General features: G+C 70.3%; 16 protein-coding genes. 5 read left to right on the top strand and 11 right to left on the bottom strand.

Annotated elements, in window-relative coordinates; genetic code table 11:
• The first annotated feature begins 285 nt into the window (after nucleotides 1-285).
• Complete coding sequence (locus FL311_RS28460; protein WP_141329906.1) at nucleotides 286-1191, top strand: LysR family transcriptional regulator; 906 nt, start codon at nucleotides 286-288, stop codon at nucleotides 1189-1191.
• 7 nt (nucleotides 1192-1198) lie between these two features.
• Here the strand turns inward: FL311_RS28460 and rsmB are convergent, their stop codons facing one another.
• Genes rsmB through FL311_RS28440 form a run of 4 tightly spaced genes read right to left on the bottom strand, consistent with a single transcriptional unit; the run spans nucleotide 1199 to nucleotide 5133 of the window.
• Complete coding sequence (gene rsmB / locus FL311_RS28455; RefSeq protein ID WP_141329905.1) at nucleotides 1199-2515, bottom strand: 16S rRNA (cytosine(967)-C(5))-methyltransferase RsmB; 1317 nt, start codon at nucleotides 2513-2515, stop codon at nucleotides 1199-1201.
• The gene (locus FL311_RS28450) at nucleotides 2512-3546 is read right to left on the bottom strand and encodes a type II 3-dehydroquinate dehydratase (RefSeq protein ID WP_228557136.1); all 1035 of its coding nucleotides are present in this window, start codon (nucleotides 3544-3546) and stop codon (nucleotides 2512-2514) included. The genes rsmB and FL311_RS28450 overlap by 4 nt, the downstream gene beginning before the upstream one ends.
• A gap of 41 nt (nucleotides 3547-3587) precedes the next feature.
• Nucleotides 3588-4523, bottom strand: a complete 936-nt coding sequence (gene fmt / locus FL311_RS28445; protein ID WP_141329903.1) for a methionyl-tRNA formyltransferase — start codon at nucleotides 4521-4523, stop codon at nucleotides 3588-3590.
• A gap of 28 nt (nucleotides 4524-4551) precedes the next feature.
• Entirely contained in the window at nucleotides 4552-5133 is a 582-nt protein-coding gene (locus FL311_RS28440) for a signal protein (protein WP_074949814.1), read from the bottom strand.
• A gap of 107 nt (nucleotides 5134-5240) precedes the next feature.
• On the opposite strand from FL311_RS28440, the gene FL311_RS28435 reads away from it, so the two are divergent.
• The gene (locus tag FL311_RS28435) at nucleotides 5241-6833 is read left to right on the top strand and encodes a HEAT repeat domain-containing protein (RefSeq protein ID WP_141329901.1); all 1593 of its coding nucleotides are present in this window, start codon (nucleotides 5241-5243) and stop codon (nucleotides 6831-6833) included.
• Between the two features lie 368 nt (nucleotides 6834-7201).
• Here FL311_RS28435 and FL311_RS28430 read toward each other — a convergent pair whose 3' ends face one another.
• The 4 genes from FL311_RS28430 to FL311_RS28415 all read right to left on the bottom strand — a co-directional run bounded on the left by FL311_RS28430 (nucleotide 7202) and on the right by FL311_RS28415 (nucleotide 13031).
• Entirely contained in the window at nucleotides 7202-9313 is a 2112-nt protein-coding gene (locus FL311_RS28430) for an FUSC family protein (protein ID WP_141329899.1), read from the bottom strand.
• 480 nt (nucleotides 9314-9793) lie between these two features.
• Complete coding sequence (locus FL311_RS28425; protein WP_194869399.1) at nucleotides 9794-10483, bottom strand: dienelactone hydrolase family protein; 690 nt, start codon at nucleotides 10481-10483, stop codon at nucleotides 9794-9796.
• Between the two features lie 136 nt (nucleotides 10484-10619).
• Nucleotides 10620-11984, bottom strand: a complete 1365-nt coding sequence (locus tag FL311_RS28420) for an LETM1 domain-containing protein (protein ID WP_228557135.1) — start codon at nucleotides 11982-11984, stop codon at nucleotides 10620-10622.
• A gap of 201 nt (nucleotides 11985-12185) precedes the next feature.
• The gene (locus tag FL311_RS28415; protein WP_141329892.1) at nucleotides 12186-13031 is read right to left on the bottom strand and encodes a metal-dependent hydrolase; all 846 of its coding nucleotides are present in this window, start codon (nucleotides 13029-13031) and stop codon (nucleotides 12186-12188) included.
• A gap of 217 nt (nucleotides 13032-13248) precedes the next feature.
• Between FL311_RS28415 and FL311_RS28410 the strand changes: the two genes are divergently transcribed.
• The 3 genes from FL311_RS28410 to FL311_RS28400 all read left to right on the top strand — a co-directional run bounded on the left by FL311_RS28410 (nucleotide 13249) and on the right by FL311_RS28400 (nucleotide 16789).
• The gene (locus FL311_RS28410; RefSeq protein WP_141329890.1) at nucleotides 13249-15096 is read left to right on the top strand and encodes an HSP90 family protein; all 1848 of its coding nucleotides are present in this window, start codon (nucleotides 13249-13251) and stop codon (nucleotides 15094-15096) included.
• Nucleotides 15096-16214: a hypothetical protein gene (locus FL311_RS28405; RefSeq protein ID WP_141329888.1), complete on the top strand. Its 1119-nt coding sequence runs from the start codon at nucleotides 15096-15098 to the stop codon at nucleotides 16212-16214. Before FL311_RS28410 ends, FL311_RS28405 begins: the two co-directional genes overlap by 1 nt.
• Before the next feature lie 290 nt (nucleotides 16215-16504).
• The gene (locus FL311_RS28400) at nucleotides 16505-16789 is read left to right on the top strand and encodes a hypothetical protein (RefSeq protein ID WP_141329886.1); all 285 of its coding nucleotides are present in this window, start codon (nucleotides 16505-16507) and stop codon (nucleotides 16787-16789) included.
• Nucleotides 16790-16873: 84 nt separating this feature from the next.
• On the opposite strand, the gene FL311_RS28395 is transcribed toward FL311_RS28400, so the two are convergent.
• The 3 genes from FL311_RS28395 to FL311_RS28385 form a co-directional block, all read right to left on the bottom strand.
• Nucleotides 16874-17242 carry a VOC family protein gene (locus FL311_RS28395; protein ID WP_141329884.1) on the bottom strand — a complete coding sequence of 123 codons (369 nt, stop codon included), beginning with the start codon at nucleotides 17240-17242 and terminating at the stop codon, nucleotides 16874-16876.
• Nucleotides 17239-17673 carry a MarR family winged helix-turn-helix transcriptional regulator gene (locus FL311_RS28390; protein ID WP_141329882.1) on the bottom strand — a complete coding sequence of 145 codons (435 nt, stop codon included), beginning with the start codon at nucleotides 17671-17673 and terminating at the stop codon, nucleotides 17239-17241. Before FL311_RS28390 ends, FL311_RS28395 begins: the two co-directional genes overlap by 4 nt.
• 62 nt (nucleotides 17674-17735) lie before the next feature.
• Nucleotides 17736-18155: a DUF6438 domain-containing protein gene (locus FL311_RS28385; protein WP_228557137.1), complete on the bottom strand. Its 420-nt coding sequence runs from the start codon at nucleotides 18153-18155 to the stop codon at nucleotides 17736-17738.
• Nucleotides 18156-18693 lie beyond the last annotated feature (538 nt).

Here is an 18693-nt window from a genome sequence, read left to right as displayed (position 1 = left end):
GTCCGGCCCCGAGTGCGAGCTGCTCCAGCAGGCCACGCACGAGCTGGGCCGCTTCCAGAGCCTCGCGGGCGGCGCCCTCGTCGCCCTGGGCAGCGCCCTCTTCGTCCTGGTGCGTCGTCGCCCGCCCGCCCCGCCCCAGGCGCCCTGAGCACCAGCCCTCCGGGGCCCTCGTCCTTCTTTCGCCCGACAGCCGGCCGACTTGGAGGGTTAGCGCATTTGGCGGTGTGACGTAGGCGGACTAATTAATAGTGGCCAGGCCATTAGGTTCGGGAGTAGGGAGCGGCCATGCAGCTCGAGTCCCTGAAAATGTTCTGTGATGTGGTGGAGACCGGCTCCTTCTCGCGAGCGGCGCAGCTCAACCACGTCACGCAGTCGGCGGTGAGCCAGCAGATTCGCGCGCTGGAGAACCGCTACGAGCAGAAGCTCCTGTCGCGCAGCGCCCGGCAGGTGACGCCGACGCCGGCGGGTGAGCGGCTGTTCCGCGGCTGCAAGGAGATTCTGGCCCGCTTCGCGGAGGTGGAGCAGGAGATTCGCGAGCAGGCGACGGAGGTGGCCGGCACGAGCACCGTGTCCACCATCTACTCGGTGGGTCTGCACGAGCTCAACGCGGTGCAGAAGCAGCTGCTCAAGGCGCACCCCAAGGTCAACATGCGGCTGAACTACCGCCGCAACGACCAGGTCTACGACGACGTGATTCTGGGCGCGGCGGAGATTGGCATCGTGGCGTACCCGCAGCCGCGCGCGGGCGTGGACATCCTGCCCTTCCGCGACGACAAGCTGGCCGTCGTGTGCGCGCCGGGCCACGCGTTCGCCTCCAAGGCGAAGGTGAGCCTCACGGCGCTGTCGGGCGTGCCCTTCATCGCGTTCGACCGCGAGGCGCCCACGCGCAAGGCGCTGGACCGGCTCTTCCGCGAGAAGAACATCGACATCAACCCGGTGATGGAGATGGACAACGTGGAGACCATCAAGCGGGCGGTGGAGATGGGCCTGGGCGTGGCCATCCTCCCGGTCTCCACCGCGCAGGGCGAGGTGAAGGGCGGCTCGCTGGTGGCCAAGCCCTTCGCGGAGGGGCCCGTGTCGCGGCCCATCGGCCTGCTCATCCGCAAGGGCAAGTACCTGGACCGCGCCTCGGCGGCGGTGCTGGAGGCGTTCAAGTCCGCCGCCAACCTGCCCGCCACCGAGGAGGCCTGAGCCTTCGTCAGTAGAGCTTCCGGAGGCGCGCGGCGAAGAACCCGTCGAAGCCCTCCGGACCCGGCAGGGTCCTCAAGTAGGCCTGGGTGAGCGGCAGCTTGAGGCCCGGCAACACGGGCGGCTCCGCCGTCCACTCCGGGTGGCTGCGCAGGAACATCTCCACCTGGTCCTGCCCCTCCTGCGGCTCCATGGTGCACACCGCGTAGACGAGCAGGCCGCCCGCCGGCACCGACTCCTGGCAGTTCTCCAGGATGCGCCGCTGCAGCGTGGCCAGCCGCGAGAGGTCCTCCTCCTTGCGGCGGTAGCGCAGCTCCGGGTGACGGCGCAGCGTGCCCAGCCCCGAGCACGGCGCGTCCACCAGCATCGCGTGGAACTCGCCCCACGCCTCCGGGAACGGCTCCGCCGCGTCGTGCGCGTAGGCCTTCAAGCGCGACGTCAGGCCCAGGCGCTTCGCCTCGCCGTCGATCTTCCTCAGCTTGTGGGCGTGCAGGTCCACGGCGACGACGTCGTGCTCCTGCGCCAGGTGACAGGACTTGCCACCGGGGGCCGCGCACGCGTCCAGCACCCGCGCGGACTCGGGGATGGCGCCGTACACGCCGACGAGCTGGGCGGCCTCGTCCTGCACCTGCCACAGGCCCTCCGAGTAGCCGTAGACGTCCTCCACGCGGCCCACCGGTGGCAGGATGATGCCCACGGGGGACACGGTGGCGGCCTTCGCGTCGACGCCCACCTCCTGCAGCTGGGTGAGCAGCGCGTCGCGCGTCACCTTCGCGGTGTTGGCGCGGATGACGACGGGAGGGGACTGGTTGTCGGCCACCAGCATGGCCTCGGCGCGCTCGCGGCCGAACTGGCGCAGCCAGCGCTCCACCAGCCACTGCGGATGGCTCTCGCGCACGGACAGGTGGTGGGCCACGTCGGACGGCGACGGCAAGGGCGGCGAGGGCAGCTCCGCGAGCTTGCGCAGGATGGCGTTGGTGAAGCCCGCGGCGCGGGTGAGGCCGACCTCCTTGAGCGCCTGCACCGTCTCCGCCACCGCGGCGCGCGCGGGCACGCGGGTGTGGAAGATTTGATACGCGCCGATGCGCAGGGCCGCGAGCACGCGGTCCTCCATGGCGTCCAGCTTGCGGTCGGCGAAGCGGGTGATGGCGTAGTCGAGCGCGAGCTGCCGACGGGTGGCGCCGTAGGTCAGCTCCGTGGCGAGGCCCGCGTCGCGCGGGTCCTTGGGCGGTGACTCGGACAGCATCGTGTCCAGCACCACGTTGAGGTAGGCGTCCGTTGCGCGGACGCGCGCCAGCACGAGGATGGCGAGTGCGCGGGGATTCATCCTTCGTCGAGCCGGGTCATCAGGTCCACGAGCTGCTCATCGGAGAGCCGCGTCGAGGGAAGGTGGGACAGCGTGAGGCGCTGGAGCTGCTCCTCGAGCACGGCCCGCTGGCCCTGCTCCGCGGGCAGTCCGCGCTGGAGGGCCTCATAGCGGGAGCGCGCCCAGGAGGCCAGCTCCGCGGCGGTGAGCCGGCCCGCGAGCCGGTCGGAGATCTTCTGGTGCACCAGCGCCCGCGTGAGCAGGTCCGTCGTCACCGAGGCGGACTTCGTCCCCCGCCCCAAGGTCTTGCCGCCCTTCGACTCGGGCGCGGCGTCCTTCACAGGGGACGGCTTGCGGCCCAGCGTCTTGCCGCCCTTCGGTGCCGGCACGTCGTCCTCGTCCGAGGACGCCTTTCGCCCGAGCGTCTTGCCGCCCTTGGGCTCCGGAGCGTCATCCTCGTCCGAGGAGGCCTTGCGCCCAAGGCTCTTGCCGCTCTTCGACGCGGGCGCATCCGCCTCCGAGTCCTTGCGCCCCAGCGTCTTGCTCGGAGCGAGCGCCAGCGCCTTCGCGGGCGCGCCCTTGGACTTCCTCGGAGACTGGACGAGGTCATCATCATCGTCGGGCGCCTTGCTCGCGCTCCCCGGCGTGAAGACGCCACTGGCGAAGGTCTCCAGCGCCTCCAGGTACGGCTCGAAGCCACCGGCCCCGTGCACCTGGAGGACACACGCCTCGGCCACCACGGACTCGCGCGCGGGTGGCCGCAGCATGACCTCGATGGCGGGCAGCCCCACCGACTCCAGTCCCTCCTTGAGCGCGTACGAGCCGAACAGGCCCGCCGGATTGACAAGGATGCCGTCCACCTTCTCGCGATGAGCGGCGAGCGCGTCCAGCAGCGCGCCCTCGTGGTTGGACTGGAGGACGGTCAGCTCCATCCCCAGCGACTTCGCGCGCGCCTTCAGCGCGGCATCCAGGTCCGACAGCCCGCGCCCGCCCTCGCGGACACCGAGCAGGTTCAGGTTCGGCCCGTGCAACACCAGCAGTCTCATACCCATGCGCCTGTACTCGAAAGAGTCCGTCTCGTCGTGGCCATCGACTAGGTGCCGAACGGCTGGCTGCCCACGGCCAGCTTGTGGCCCGTGAGGAACTCCGCCGCCTTCATCACCCGCTTGCCTTCCAGCTGGATGTCCAGCAGCACGAGCGAGCCCTCGCCGCACGCCACCTCGATGCCCTCCGCGCCCGCGGACAACACCGTGCCCGGCGCGCCCTTCCCCTGCGCCACCTTCACGCGGTGCACCTTCACCAGCTTGCCGCCCATCGAGGTGAATGCCCCGGGCCACGGCGTGAAGGCACGCAGCCTGCGCTCCAGCGCGATGGCGGGACGGGTGAAGTCCAGCTTCCCCTCCTCCTTCTCGATGATGGGCGCCAGCATCACGCCCTCCGAGGGCTGGGGCACCGGCTTGAGCGCCCCGCTCAGGTACGCCGGCAGGAACTCGCGCAGCACCTCGCCGCCCAGCGCCGCCAGCTTCGGGTACATGGTGGCGCTCGTGTCCTCGGGGCCGATGGGCAGGCGCTTCATCGCGAGCACGGGGCCGGTGTCCAGGCCCTCGTCCATCACCATCAGCGACACGCCCGTCTCCGTGTCCCCGTGCGCGATGGACCACTGGATGGGCGCGGCGCCCCGGAAGCGCGGCAACAGCGAGCCGTGCACGTTGACGCAGCCCTTGGGCGGCAGCTCCAGGATGTCCTTGGGGAGGATGCGGCCATAGGCCGTCACCACGCAGACATCCGGCGAGAAGCGGCGCAGCTCCTCGACGAACGGGGGCGTGCGCAGCTTGGCCGGCTGGAACACGGGCACGCCGCGCGCGACGGCCAGCTCCTTCACCGGCGGCGCCGTCACCGTGTTGCCGCGCCCCTTGGGCTTGTCCGGCTGGGTGACGACGGCGACCACGTCGCCCAAATCGAAACAGGCTTCGAGCGAGGACACGGCGAAATCCGGCGTGCCCATGAAGACGATGCGGGGTCTGCTCATGGTGTTCGGGCTCTCCTCGGGGCAGGCTTCAAGCCACGGACTTGAAGGTGCTCGCGGTGGGATTGTCCACTGCTTGACGCTTGCGCGTGCACAGCGCGGACAGGGTTTCCAGCGCCTCGCGCGCCTCGGGGGTGGTGGCCACGGGCTTCAACGCGGCCAGGGCCCCCTCCAGGGCGTGCGCCTCGTCCGCCTCGCGCTGGCGGATGCGGTCCACCGCCTCGCTGAAGCGGTCGAAGAAGCGCTTCAATTCGTCCTTCTTGCGCAGGGGCCGCAGCCGGGGATAGCGCCCGGCGGCCAGCGCGGCGACATACAGGCTCATCACGTGGACGGGGCCCGCCACCCGATGGGTGAAGAGCAGGCCGAACAGGCCCAGCAGCGCCCCCAGCCCCACCGAGCCCAGCACGGTGAGCCACATGATGGAGTCACCCGCCCCCACGCCCGAGTCCACCGAGGAGGCATGGAGCCGGTACGCCAGGGCTCCGAACACCGCCACGCTGCCCGCCCCGATGCCAGCCAGCAGAAGGATGTACTTGAGCTGGAATTCCCGGTCGAGCAGGTAGGTCCGTCGGGTGTAGCCCGGGCGCGGCGCCTTGTGAGTGTCGTCGGACATGTCGTTGACCAGCGTACCCCAGGTGACCTGGGTGGTTTGCTTCCTTCGTGACAGGAGGTTTACGACTGCCGACAGGACAACCCCGCAGACGACGCCCAGGAGCCTCGATGAGCCGCCCCCTCGCAGCGTGGTGTGTTGCCGCCGTTCTCTGTTTTGTCGCCTGTAAGTCGGACCCGAACTCGCCCGACTACTGGGCCGGGACGCTCCAGCAGACGCGGCGAGCGGAGGACCGGGTGCGCCTCATCGAGGCGATGCGGACGAAGACGAAGGTCAACGAGAGCTTCCTGCCCATGCTGCACGAGGCGCTCTCGCAGGAGCGCAAGCCCGAGGTGAAGGCGGCGCTGGCCCGCGCGATTGGCGACGTGCACCACGCCTCGTCGGTGGAGGCGCTGTCGGCGGCCATCGACCCGGCGGCGGGTGACATGTCCTCGCAGCTGGCGAACAAGGCGATGGTGACGGCGCTGGGCGCCATCGGCGACGTGCGCGCCGTGCCCGCGCTGGTGCCGCTGTTGAGGGCCAAGGACACGTACGCGCGCATCGAGGCCATTCAAGTCCTGGGGAGCATGAAGGCGAAGGAGGCGGTGGAGCCGCTCATCGTCCTGGCCACGGACGAGGGCGTGGAGCCGTTCCTCAACAAGAAGGCCATCGAGGCGCTGGGCCACATCGGTGACGGCCGCGCGGCGCCGGCGCTCATCCGGATGCTGACCAAGGAGCGCAAGGGCAAGTCCTTCTACGTGGAGAGCAGCTTCGCGCTGTTCCAGCTGGGCCAGCCCGCGGCGGACGCGCTGTTGCCCGCGCTGGAGGGGCGTGACGCGGAGCTGCTCGCGTGGGCGAAGACGAACGGCGTCAACCCGGCCAGCTACCCGATGAAGGCGGCGACGGTGCTGGGGGATTTGCGTGAGAAGCGCGCGGTGGAGCCGCTGCTCAAGCTGCTGTCGTTCTCGCACTCGGACGTGCAGATCCAGGCGCTGGTGCGGATGCAGGCGGCGGACGCGCTGGGCCGCCTGCGCGCGACGGAGGCGGTGAAGCCGCTGACGACGCTGGTGCTGGAGACGGACCCCACGGTGCGCGACGCGTACGTGAAGGCGCTGGTGCGGCTGGGCGGCCGCGACGCGCTCCCCGCGCTGGAGAAGGCCGCGGGCACGGGTGACTGGTACGCGCGTGAGGTGGCGGTGAAGGGGCTGGCGATGCTGGGTGACGCGCGCGAGCAGCCCATCCTGCAGAAGCTGGCCACCGGTGAGCCGGCGCGCACCGCGGCCGACTGCAAGGCCACGCAGGAGGAAGGCTGCGAGGACGCGGCGGGGCTGGGCAAGAAGCGCGCGGATGAAATCACCGCGCACGCGGCGTTGCTGGAGGCGGGTCAGGCGTGCACGGGCAACGCGGGCTGCTGGGTGCAGCGCATGGACAAGGCGACCAAGCCGATGATGGAGCGCGCGGCGCTGGAGGTGGGACGCGCGGGCTCGGCGGAGCACGCGCCGGCGCTCGCCGCGAAGCTGTCCGAGCGCGACACGGAGGTTCGCCTGGCGCTCATCCTCGCCATGGGGTGGCTGGTGGACGGCTCGCAGGACGCGGCGAAGAAGGTCCGAGAGACGTCGCTGCCGGACCTGCGCAAGCAGCTCCAGGCCGAGCAGGGCGTCACCCAGTACGCCAGCGTCAACGAGGACCTGCGCCGGCTCCTGGCGCGCATCGAGCGGACCTGATTCGGTTGCGCCGCTCGCACCGTGGCCTTGTGGAGCACGGTGAGCTGACGTACCCGGTTCATCAACGAGGCCCCGCGCCAGTTCCTGGCGCGTATCGAGCGGGCCTCGTTCGAAGGCTCACCCCGTGAGCTGCGGCGCCGCGCGCACCGTGGCTTTGTGAAGCATGGTGAGCTGACGTACCCGGTTCAACAACAAGCACCCGCGCCAGTTCCTGGCGCGCATCGAGCGGACCTGATTCGAAGCGCCCCCCGTGAGTTGGGGCGCCGCTCGCACCGTGGCTTTGTGGAGCACGGTGAGCTGGCGTACCCGGTTCATCAACGAGGCCCCGCCAGTTCCTGGCGCGCATCGAGCGGACCTGATTCGAAGGCTCACCCCGTGAGCTGCGGCGCCGCGCGCACCGTGGCTTTGTGGAGCACGGTGAGCTGACGCACCAGTCGGTCCATCTGGGTGCGGGAGAGCACGTCCAGGTTCTCCTGCGCCGCGGACCTGGGCAGCGGAGACGGCGCGCGGCGGTGCTCCACGGCGAGCGCCAGGTCCTCGAGCACGTTGCCCGCGTAGCCGATGACAGGCGCCAGGTCCTTGCGACCCTGCCGACTGGCGGCCAGCGCCGTCACGGCCGAGCCAAAGCGCCGGGCATACGCGAGCAGCGCCATGGCGGGCTCGAGCTGTCGCGAGGAACCGCGCCACTCGGAGAGCAGCCGCTGGAAGGAGGCCTCCGCGGACAGCAACTGGAGGCCCAGCTTGCGCCGCGCCTCGCGCACCTGGGGCTCCTCGTCCGAGCGCGCGGAGGCCACGCTCAACAGGTAGTCGCGGTCGGCGCGCAATGCGTTGGCGACCTCCTCCGGGAAGCGCGAGTGCTCGGGGCTGGGCCATAGGAGCCACGCGCCCACCAGGGCCAGCACGCCGCCGAGCAGCGTGTTGATGACACGCACTCCGGCCAGCTCCCAGTCTCCGGTCTGAATCTCCGCGAGCAGCACCAGCGCGGGCGCGAGCAGCACCTGGAAGGCGGCGAGGCTCATGGGCTTCACGGCGATGGCCACGGCGAAGAACGCCATGATGGCGCCGAGCAGCACCACCGGGTCCCGCACGAGCGCCACCAATCCCGCCGCCAGCGCGCCGCCGAGCAGCGTGCCCGCGGCGCGCTGAACCCCGCGCTCGAAGGTCATCCCCGAGTAGGGCTGGAGCACGACGATGACGGTGATGATGACCCAATAGCCGTGATTCAGCCCGAGTCCGCGCACGAGCGCGGTGGCGAGCGCGGCGGTGATGCCCAGGCGGATGGCGTGGCGGAAGATGACGGAGTCGGTGCCCCAGTTGTCGCGCAGGGGCTCGAGCAGGGGACGGCGCCGCGCCGACGCGGGATGCGGCCCCATGGGCAGGTCCGACTCGACGGGGCCGCCGTCCTCCAGGTGGTTGGCCACCTCCAGCAGGGCCTCCGAGTATTCGCGCAGGCGGACCAGCAGGGCCTCCGCATGTGAGTACGCGGCGCGCGCGGAGTCTGGCAACTGGCCCTCGGTGACGAGGGACGCGAGCGCGCGACGGACCCGGTCCGTGCTCCAGACCGAGGACTCCACTTCGCGCTTCTCCTGTTCCAGCGCGCGGGCGATGTGCAGGAGGTCCCGCGAGTGGTCCGCGAGCGCTCGCTGGATCTCGGCGCGCAGGGCGTGGAAGCGAGGCTCGCGGGGCGCGAGCTCCAGGGTCTCCGGCAGCGCGACCAGCATCGCGAGCAGCGCGTCCGCGCCTTCGAGCAGCACGAGCAGGTGCTCACCCCGGTTGCTCTCACCCGCGCGGTTGCGGCGGGTGGAGGCCAGCACGCTTCGCGCGTCCTCGAGCGACATGCGCACGCGCGACTCCCAGTCGACGACCTCCACCAGGTTGGCGGGGGGAGGCGGACCATCGAGTGGCCAGCGGCCGACCTCCTCGGCGCGGGAGGCCAGCGCGCGGTAGCAGCGGGAGATGGCGAGGCGCGCGGGGCGATAGGGGCGCAGCGGCCAGAGCACCAGCGCGAGCATCATGGCCCACAGGCCACCGAGGATGAACAACCCGGAGCGGGACAGCGCGTCGGCGAAGCCCTGCGCGGGCAGCGCCAGTGAGACCACCGTGTAGTTGGCGAGCACCACGCCCATGAGTCCGGGGGTGTCGCCAAAGGAGCGCGCGAAGCCGCACGCCGTCACCCAGGCGAGGGTGAGCAGGACATCGGCCCAGTCGGGGAGCTGCAGCGCGGAGACGAGCCCCATCACCGCGCCCAGGAGCGTCATCGCGCCCATGTTGACGGCCCTGTCGCGGTAGGGACCGCCGCGGTCCACCAGCGTGACGAAGAGGCCCGCCATGCCCACCCATGTCACGGCGGGCAGATGCTGGGTGGCGGCAACCACCATGGGCAGGCCCACCGCGAGCGCCGCCCGCAGCCCCGCTCCGAGCGCGGGACGCACGGGCTCCACCCGGACGAACGACTCCAAGTGGCGCCGGAACACATTCATGGAGCTCCCGACTCCCTCATCACGCCCCTCCACGCCACAGCACCGGAGTAACGCCAGGGCGCGGCGCTCGCCATGCGAGGCGACGAGCGCCATCGAGCCGTACGTGAGGCATCGATAAGCCACGGAGATGAGGCACACCGTGCGGACGCGCGCTGCGCGGTCCAGCACACTTTCCGTTCAGGCCGCCGGCGCCCATCCGGCTCCGCCATGGCCGAATGGCGCATCGAGAGGAACAACATCCACCGACAACCTCCCGCGGGCGGGGTGTCTCCGCTTGTCCAACGTGTGACGAGAGGGAGGCCGTTCGCAGGGGTCGAGTGAGGCCACCGCCGAACCACCCGGACAGCGCCATCGCGCCGGTCCGTCCCGTCGTCTGCGTGGGGACACCTGAACGGCTCGCGCCCCGCCGCGTCACGCAGTGGGGCGAGCCCCCACGAGGAGCGCTCGCGAGTTCCGACACAGCCTGTCCTCCGACCCACGTCACGCGGTGCCCTCGCTCCACTCGACGACCCCGGGCCCCGCGACCGCGCGGAAGCAATCCGAGAACCACGCCGCCGCCATGCGCGCCGCGCGAGCCCGTGGCTCTGCCTCCTCGAACCGCCGGCTCGCGCCCTCGACCAGTTGGAGCCCCTTGCGCATCCCCGGCGCCAGTCCATCGAACACCCGCCGCGCGAGCATCGCCCGGTCCGCGTCCTCCCCTGCCCCGAGCACCAGCGTGGGCACGCGCACCTCCGCCACCACCGAGCCCGCCTTGTCCGGTCTGCCCCCCAGCGTGACGACCGCCTGAACACCCCGAGGCTGATGCGCCGCCGCCACCAGCACCGCGGCCGCGCCCAACCCCATCCCCAGGAATCCCACGGGCAACAGCGACAACACGTCGTCACGCTGCAACCAGTCGCGCGCCACCTCCAGCCGATGCGCGATGAGCTCCACGTGCGCGCCCTCGCGCACCGTCCAGTCCTCGGCCTGCTCCTCGTCCGCGGTGCGCCAGTCGAGCCCCAGCGTCGCGAGCCCCGCCGCGTGCAGCACCTCGCGCACGGAGGAGTCCTTCGCCAGCTCCTCGTCCCCCACGAGCATCACCAGGCCGCTCGCCCGCTCGGGGACACACAGGAACCCCGCCAGCAGGCGTCCGGCGACGCCGACCTCCACATCACGCTGATGGACGCGCATCGGCCTTCCTCCCGCGGGGAATGGGCGCCACGCGGGCCCGGTCCGCCCCCTGAAGCTGGGGACCGTCCGCGCCGATGGCAGCGCCTTCACGCCAGGAGCCAGGGCAGGCCGACATCCAAGCGGCCGACCTCCCGTCTCACCCCGCCTCGCGCTCCGGGCCGAAGTCCTCGACATCGTCGGGGAGCACGTCGGGCACGTCGTCGTCCTGGAACGCGCTGGGCAACAGACTGAACGGCAGCAACTTGGCCAGCGCCGCCAACAGCAGCAACCCACCGGGCGCCGCGAAGATGGCGAGCGCGGGAATCGCCTTCGCCACGTCGATGAGCTGCGCGCGCATGCGCTGCCGCTCATCCTCCGTGAGCTTCTGGCGCCGCGCCACCTTCGCCACCAGCACCGCCAGGTCCCCCGTCTCGCGGACCTCCTGCATCAGCCGGTAGAAGTTCTTCTCCAGCGTCTCCTGCATGCCGGCCACCATGTCGTCACCCATGGCGCTGGCCGCGTCGCGCACCGTGAACACATCCACGATGGAGCGATGGCGCGCGTAGAACTCCGCCATCTCCAGCTCCAGCCGGTGCAGCTCCTCCTTCGACACGTGCAGCGCGTCCGCCAGCGTGTCGATGAAGGCCCGCTCGCGCCGCGTGCGCCGCCCGTCCACCAGCGCCGCCAGCAGCGTCTGCTCCAGCAGGAAGTGGCGCATGTCCACGCTGCGCACCTGGCGCACCACGTCCCGCACCGAGCGCCGCCGCTCGAAGGACTGCTTCACCGCTGACTTCAGCTCGGACGCCATCGCCGCCGGCAGCCGCAGGTCCTCCACCTGCTTGAGGATGGCCCGCCGCGCCGGAGTCCCCGGCAACCGGTCCACGCACGCCAGCCCCGTCAGCACCTCCACCAGCAGCGCCTTCTGCTTCGACGCGAAGTCCAGCCGCCGCCGCGTCTGCTCGCGCGACAAGCGCCCGCTCGCGAAGTAGTCGATGGCCTGCCGACAGAACAGCTGCGCGTCCGCGTACTGCGCGCCGTTGTGCAGCACCAGCCCGTACACGGGGTCACCGGCCAGCGTGGGCTCGCGCTTGCGCAGCGCCACCTCCACCTTGGCCACCTGCCGCTTCGTCACCGGCTTGCCCTGGGCCAGCTGCTCCGCCAGCACCTCCGCCAGCACCAGCTCCCCGCCCAGCACGCAGAAGAGCACCAGCAGTTGCTCCACCCGGCGCCCCTCGGGCGCGCCCACCTGCCGCGCCAGCTCCAGCGCGAGCGCCGCCAGCGTGCGCAGCACCGCGTGGAAGAGCTGGTCCTCCAGCGCCTGCGCCTGGAACTCGGTGTCCGGCATCGCGTCCAGCGCCGTGGGCGCGTCCGCGGGAGTGCCGTACAACAACCCGCTGGCGCGCAGGGTGCGCCGCAGATACGCCCGAGCCCGGGCACGCCCGGGCCCCAGCCGCAAGGCGCTCTCCTCCGGAGCGGGCGACCCCAGATGGGCCGCGACCGCCTCGTTGAGGAGCGGGGTCAACCACCCCGCCTTGCTGAAATCCAACACCGGAACACCCCCGGACCCGCCGACGGACGCCTGGAGACGGTCCGCCGGATGTAACCCAGGGGGCCTCCGCGACGCCACCCGGCCTTCGGGAGATTCGACTGCCCGGAGTCAGCCCCTCCAGAACCCAGACTTCTACGGCGCCGGAAGAGTCCCACCCCGGACGCAGACCCGGGCCTACAGCGCCGTGGACTTGCCCGGCTCCAGCTCCAGCACCTTCGTGCCCGGGCGCGTCTTCTTCAGCTCGCCACGCAGCGCCTCGGGCGTGCCCTGCAGGAGCGGGAAGGTGCCGAAGTGCATGGGGACGATGCTCTGCACCTTCAGCAGCCGCGCCGCCTGCGCCGCCTCCGCGGGCCCCATGGTGAAGTGCCCGCCGATGGGCAGCATCGCCACCGTGGGCTTGAACTGGGTGGCGATGAGCGACATGGACTCGAACGCGCCCGTGTCACCCGCGTGGTACAGCGTGGGCCCCTTGTCGACCTTCAGCACGTAGCCCAGCGGCGCGCCCGCGTACTGCGCAGGGGCCTTGGGGTCCGCCTGGTAGCTGCTGGAGTGCACCGCCTCCACCAGGTGCAGCGTGACGTCCTTCACCTGGAACGTCCCGCCCGCGTTGGCGCCCACCGCCTGCGTCTCCGGCAGGCCCAGCTGGTTCACCAGCTCGAACGAGCCGAACACCTTGGCGCCCGTCTTCTGCGCCAGCGCCTTGGCCTCGCCCACGTGGTCGAAGTGGCCGTGGGTGAGGAGGATGGCGTCCAGCGCCTCCGGCTGCGGAGCGTCCTTGGGCGCCTTGGGGTTGGTGAGCCACGGGTCGATGGCAATCACCGCCCCGCCCGGGGTGCGCACCACGAAGGCCGCGTGGCCCCACCACGTCACCTCCAGCTTGCCCTTGGTGGCCGCGGACTTCGCGGCGTCCGCCTTCTTCGCGGCCGGGGCCGCCGGGGGCGTGGCGGCGTCCTGCGCCATGGCCGTGCCACCGAAGGTCAACAGCGCCCCCACCGCGACTGCCCTGAGCTCGTTCCGCATGGTTGTCCTCTCTCGGGTCGAAAGTCTCGACGTGTCGCCGGGTTGCCACGAGGGCACACCCCCGGCCGGGCCGCCGCTTGGCACTGTCCGGGCGGCCAATCAAGGGCCTGCGCGCATCGCCTGCCCCGGGGCGGACAGATGCCCCGGCGGCTCGAAGGCCGCAATCTCGAAAGAACGGTCGACATGACGGGCTCCGGGAAGGATGGTGGACCCCAGCGTGGACCACCGATTCCAAGTCAGCCTCCGTGGGGTCATCGACCTCCTGTCCCACCATCTGTACAGCTCCCCGGGCGTCTACCTCCGAGAGCTGCTCCAGAACGCCACCGACGCCATCCGGGCCCGCCAGCACCTGGAGCCCTCCCACACCGGCACCGTGCGCCTGGAACTGGTGGAGAAGCAGGACGGAGGCCCCCCCACCCTGGTCTTCAGCGACGACGGGGTGGGCCTGACGGAAGAAGAAATCCACCGCTTCCTGGCCACCATCGGCGAGTCCTCCAAGCGCGAGGCCCTGGAGGCCCGCCGCAAGGACTTCATCGGCCAGTTCGGCATCGGCCTGCTGTCGTGCTTCATGGTGTGCGACGAGCTGCTGCTCGTGACGCGCTCGGCACGCGGGGACGGGCGGACGCTGGAGTGGCGCGGCCGGCACGACGGCACCTACGCGGTCCAGGAGTCCGCGCATCCCTTGGACAAGCCGGGCACGCAGGTGTTCCTGGTGGCCCGCGCGGACATGGCGGAGTGGTTCGCGGCGGAGCGGGTGCGCCAGCTGGCACGACACTACGGCGGCCTGCTGCCCTTCCCCATCCAGCTGTCGGTGGGTGGCGAGGTGGAGCGGCTGGACGCGGACGGGCCGCCGTGGCGGCGCGAGTACGCGAGCGCGGCCGAGCGCCGCAAGGCGCTGCTCGACTACGGGCGCGAGGTCTTCGAGACGGACTTCATCGACTGCATCCCGCTGCGCTCGCAGGCGGGGGACGTGGACGGGGTGGCCTTCGTGCTGCCGGCGTCGCCGCACTTCAACGCGAAGCAGAAGCACCGCGTGTACCTGAAGCACATGCTGCTGTCGGAGAGCGCGGAGAACCTGCTGCCGGAGTGGGCCTTCTTCGTGAAGTGCGTGGTGAACGCCAACGCGCTCAGGCCCACCGCCAGCCGCGAGTCGTTCTACGAGGATGACTCGCTCGCCCAGGCCCGCGTGGCGCTGGGACAGGGGCTGCGCAAGTACCTGATGGACCTGGCGCACGAGGACCCGCGCGCGCTCCAGCGGCTGATTGGCCTGCATGGGTTGAGCGTCAAGGCGCTGGCGCTGGACGACGACGACTTCTACCGGCTGGTCATCGGGTGGCTGCCGTTCGAGACCTCGCTGGGCGTGACGACGCTCTCGGAGTACCGCCGGGCGTATCCGGTGGTGCGCTACACGTCCACGCTGGACGGCTTCCGGCAGGTGGCGCGGGTGGCGGGCGCGCAGGGGCTGTGCATCATCAACGCGGCCTACACGCACGACGCGGCGCTGCTGGAGAAGCTGCCGCACGTCATCCAGGACGCGCAGGTGGAGCCGTTCTCCTCGTCGGACCTACCGCAGAGCTTCGAGGAGCTGACGATGGACGAGCGCGACGCGGTGTTCCCGCTGCTGCGCACGGCCGAGCAGGTGCTGGCGCCGTTCCACTGCGGCGTGGCGGTGAAGAAGTTCTTCCCGGCCGAGGTGCCCACGCTCTACAGCTCGGACGAGGAGGGCTCGTTCCGGCGCGACGCGGAGCGCGCCCGCGACGAGTCGGACGACTTGTACGCCAGCGTGCTGGAGGGCGTCATGGCGGCGGCGGGCGGCGAGCCGGTGCAGCTGTGCTTCAACCTGCACAATCCGGTGGTGCGGCGGCTGGCGGCGGTGTCGGACCGGAACATGATGAAGCTGTCCGTGGAGATGCTCTACGTGCAGGCGTTGCTGCTCGGGCAGCACCCGCTGAACGCGCAGGAGATGACGCTGCTGAACCAGGGACTGTTGGGGCTCATCTCCGCGCAGCTGGGCACGGGTGGCGGAGAGGGAGACGGAGGCGGAAGCTCGGGAGGGCTGCACTGATGTCGACGGACTGGCGCGAGGAGGCCCAGGCGCTCTGGGATAGGGCGAGCCGGCAGCGCTCCAGCGAGAGCAAGGTGCGGCTGCTGGAGGAAGCGGTGCGGATGGCCGACTCGCACGGCGACGTGCAGCTGGGCTACGAGCTGCGCGACGACCTCATCGACGCGGCGACCTTCGGGGGCTATCCGGACAAGGCGCTGGTGGCCTTCGCGTGGTGCCGGGGCCAGCAGAAGAAGGACCCGGAGCGCTTCGACCCGGAGGCGATGCTCTGGAAGCAGAAGTGGGTGGTGGGGCGCATCAAGGAGTTCCCGCACATCTCCCGCAAGCAGATCGTCGACGCGCTGGACGACATCGAGCAGTGCTTCACCAAGGTGGACGCGGGCAAGCGCTCGGTGCTGAAGCTGCGCTACCAGGCCGCGCGGGACATGGGAGATGACGCGGCGGAGGTGGACCGGCTGTGGGAGGCGTGGCTCGCGGCGCCCCGGGACCACCTGACGGACTGCCGCGCGTGTGAGCTGGACGACGAGCTGGACCACCACGTGGAGAAGGGCGAGTGGGAGCAGGCGCTGCGCAAGGCGAAGCCCATCCTGGACGGGCGGGTGAAGTGCGCGGAGATTCCGCACCTGACGCTGGGCACGCTGCTCTATCCCCTGTTCAAGCTGGGCGAGCTGGAGCGCGCGGCGGAGCTGCACCGGCGTGGCTACGCGCTGACGTCGAAGAACCGCGACTTCCTGGCCACGGTGGGGGACCACCTGGAGTTCCTGACGCTGACGGGCAACCTGGCGCGGGGGCTGACGCTGCTGGAGAAGCACCTGGAGTGGACGCTGGACCACGGCAGCTACAATGACCGGTTCATCTTCCTGGTCGCGGCGACGTTCCTGTTGGAGCGTGTGCTGGCGGCGGGAGACCGGGACGTGGTGAGCCTGCGCCTGACGAAGTCGTTCCCCGAGCACCGAGCGGACGGCGGCTACGAGGTGAAGGCGCTGCACGCGTGGATGCGTCAGCAGGCGCAGGCCATCGCCACGCGGTTCGACACGCGCAACGGCACGGACCGCTACGCGCGCAGGCTCGCGCGCATCCAGCGGCTCACCGAGGAAGTGCGCGAGTTCCCGCTCGATTGACGGCGACGGGCGCCCACGGGGCCATCACGGCCTCGTGGGAACCCACCATGGATTGATTGGAATCCTGCGCTTGTCTCGCAGTGTCTGTGAAGCAGACGGCAATCCAGACACAGCCCATACCCTGGCAGGATGGACTTCCCTTACAAGGGTTCTGCGCCCATCCCAGGCGCTCCCGGCGGATGTCTGCCATTCGCACGGGCACTCGAAGCCAGACAGGAACCACCATGCATCTCGCGAGGCACTCCCTTCTGACGATGTTCGCAGTGGTCGCAACGGCTTGTGGTGGCGGTATGGAGTTGGACGAGGGTGGCGCGACGGAGCCCGTCACGCCACCCGCCGAGGAGCAGGTTTCGCCCGACACGTCGTCCGAGGACGGCCGGGTCAGCGCGTTCGCCACGTGTACCGGCTATGACGGCAACAACTACTGTCTGGCCGAGTGCAACGACAGCATCAGCTATTGGTACGTCGTCGGCCACGTCTCCGTGGTGGGCTATGGCAACTGCGCCTCGGCGGCGTTCGATTTCTGCCGGTCCATCGGCTACAACGGCCACAATGGCGCCTGCTGGGGATACTAGTCGTCAGTCATTGCTTCGCTGCACATGAACAGACGTCATGCCCCACCACGTTTCGGTGGTGGGGTGTGGCGCATGGGCCTGGGCTCAGCACGTCACCTCCCACAGGTGGCCATTGCTGTCATTGAAGTACACGCGTCCCGCACCGCCGAGGGGGTCCTGGGTCTTCCCGTTCGCCGTGTCGAAGTGGTCGTTGCCGAAGGGAACGCGCTCGGTGCGCAGCCGCTCCACGACCTCCGCGAACCGCTTCGCGTCGACGCGGAAGGCCACGTGCGAGAAGCGCGGCTCGGACGCGGGTGAGAACAGGACGAAGCACCCGTGGTCCAGGTCGATGCGCCGCATGTCGTCATCGGCGCCCTCGGGGACGGGGGCCTTGGCGCCCAGGATTCGCGCGAGGAATCGGGAGGACGCGTCGACGTCGCGTGCGTCCACGGCCAGGTGGTCCAGCTGCATCATGAGGGTTCTCCTTCGAGTTCTGCGAGGGCGGCTTCGAGCGCAGACACCAGCCGCTGCTGCGTCGGTGCCGTGAGGCGCGAGGAGCCCAGGGCGAGTTCCTCGGCGCGCACCTTCTTGAACGCGGTGAGGAAGCGGCTCGCCTTGGCCGTCACCTGGAGCGATTTGCGCCGGCGGTCCTCCGGGTCCTCGCGCCGCGTCACATAGCCGAGCTTCACCAGGCGCTCGGCCATCTGACTCACCGAGGGAAGGGACAGGCCCATCCGCTCAGCGAGGCTCGACAGAGGCTCGCCCGGCTGCTCGCGCACGTGGCGCAGCAGGATGCCCTGGTCGGCCGTGACGCCGTGCTCCGAGAGGAGCGAGAGCACCTGGCCACGCGAGTGCGACACGTGGCCCAGGAAGGATTCGAGGAGGCTGCCGAGCCGTTGGTTCATGCGTCCATATAGTTAACGCGCATGAATTTAATTCGCCAATGAAGCAGGCCCTGGAGCGGGCCTCAACACCCGCCGAATCCCTTCAAGTCGGCAGCGCACCCCGCCCAACGGTGGCTGCCGACAATCTCTTCAATCAGGTAGTCGACCCCACCCAGCAAGGGGGGATCTCGGAGGAAGACATAATTCACATAGCAGATGGGCTCGGACACCCCCACCTCCGGAGCCAGGAGCACCACCCCCCCGAGGCCCAGGCCTCGGTGGGGGCACGTATACCAATCCCGCTCGCGCTCGCCGTAGATGACCTCGGTCTTCACATGCTCGGCGAGCGTTCGTCTCAATCGCGCCAGTTGTTCGGGCGTCAGGCGAGACTCTCGCCTGCCTCGGACCTTCACATGGAATTCACCTGCGTAGACCACCCGCCCATCGCCATGGATGGAGAGACTGTAGTGAGGGCAAACCCCGTCACACCCCGTCCGTCGCATCTCGACGACGAGCCCTGGGTCATCAGGCCTCGTCCGCACGTCGGCATGTGGTGATGACGACGGCGTCACTGTTCCACTCCGGCCCCCACCGCACCCCAGGGCTATGAGCAGAAGGACCCACGGGCGCAGGGCCCCTGGGTACAGGAACATCACAAGGGAGAACTGTCCTGCTTGCTTGAGAGACATGTCCCGCAGGCTACGAGAACGATGCCCCTGTCGCGCCCTCTGCCTCGAATCATGAGGGATTCATGCATGAACGGTGCGCGAAGCATGCCTTTGCCTCCTCGCCGGGCACACCCGAGGGTCCACGAAGCCCCTCGAGTGGCCTGCATCGAGACGTCGAGGCATCCGATGACGCGGGCGAATCATCAGCACGCGCGCCATCGAACGTGTCTGCCGCTCAGCGCTTCAGCTTCGCGAACGGATTGTTGAAAGGCTCCGGGCCCTTCTTGTCACCACCACCACCACCCGGCCGCTGCCCACCGGACGAAGAGCCCGAGCCCTGCTGTCCCCCAGGCCGCGCGCCCGCGCCACCACC

Source organism: Myxococcus sp. AB025B (assembly GCF_006518215.1).
Lineage (GTDB): Bacteria > Myxococcota > Myxococcia > Myxococcales > Myxococcaceae > Myxococcus > Myxococcus fulvus.
The sequence above is the reverse complement of the archived record's forward strand: the minus strand, read 5'-3'. Positions and strand labels throughout refer to the sequence as shown.

What these genes read in the sequence shown, in the direction of transcription:
- FL311_RS28460 (WP_141329906.1), top strand. Translation starts at nt 286, where the DNA reads ATGCAGCTCGAGTCCCTGAAAATGTTCTGTGATGTGGTGGAGACCGGC.
- rsmB (WP_141329905.1), bottom strand. Translation starts at nt 2,515, where the DNA reads ATGAATCCCCGCGCACTCGCCATCCTCGTGCTGGCGCGCGTCCGCGCA.
- FL311_RS28450 (WP_228557136.1), bottom strand. Translation starts at nt 3,546, where the DNA reads ATGGGTATGAGACTGCTGGTGTTGCACGGGCCGAACCTGAACCTGCTC.
- fmt (WP_141329903.1), bottom strand. Translation starts at nt 4,523, where the DNA reads ATGAGCAGACCCCGCATCGTCTTCATGGGCACGCCGGATTTCGCCGTG.
- FL311_RS28440 (WP_074949814.1), bottom strand. Translation starts at nt 5,133, where the DNA reads ATGTCCGACGACACTCACAAGGCGCCGCGCCCGGGCTACACCCGACGG.
- FL311_RS28435 (WP_141329901.1), top strand. Translation starts at nt 5,241, where the DNA reads ATGAGCCGCCCCCTCGCAGCGTGGTGTGTTGCCGCCGTTCTCTGTTTT.
- FL311_RS28430 (WP_141329899.1), bottom strand. Translation starts at nt 9,313, where the DNA reads ATGAATGTGTTCCGGCGCCACTTGGAGTCGTTCGTCCGGGTGGAGCCC.
- FL311_RS28425 (WP_194869399.1), bottom strand. Translation starts at nt 10,483, where the DNA reads ATGCGCGTCCATCAGCGTGATGTGGAGGTCGGCGTCGCCGGACGCCTG.
- FL311_RS28415 (WP_141329892.1), bottom strand. Translation starts at nt 13,031, where the DNA reads ATGCGGAACGAGCTCAGGGCAGTCGCGGTGGGGGCGCTGTTGACCTTC.
- FL311_RS28405 (WP_141329888.1), top strand. Translation starts at nt 15,096, where the DNA reads ATGTCGACGGACTGGCGCGAGGAGGCCCAGGCGCTCTGGGATAGGGCG.
- FL311_RS28400 (WP_141329886.1), top strand. Translation starts at nt 16,505, where the DNA reads ATGGAGTTGGACGAGGGTGGCGCGACGGAGCCCGTCACGCCACCCGCC.
- FL311_RS28395 (WP_141329884.1), bottom strand. Translation starts at nt 17,242, where the DNA reads ATGATGCAGCTGGACCACCTGGCCGTGGACGCACGCGACGTCGACGCG.
- FL311_RS28390 (WP_141329882.1), bottom strand. Translation starts at nt 17,673, where the DNA reads ATGAACCAACGGCTCGGCAGCCTCCTCGAATCCTTCCTGGGCCACGTG.
- FL311_RS28385 (WP_228557137.1), bottom strand. Translation starts at nt 18,155, where the DNA reads ATGCGACGGACGGGGTGTGACGGGGTTTGCCCTCACTACAGTCTCTCC.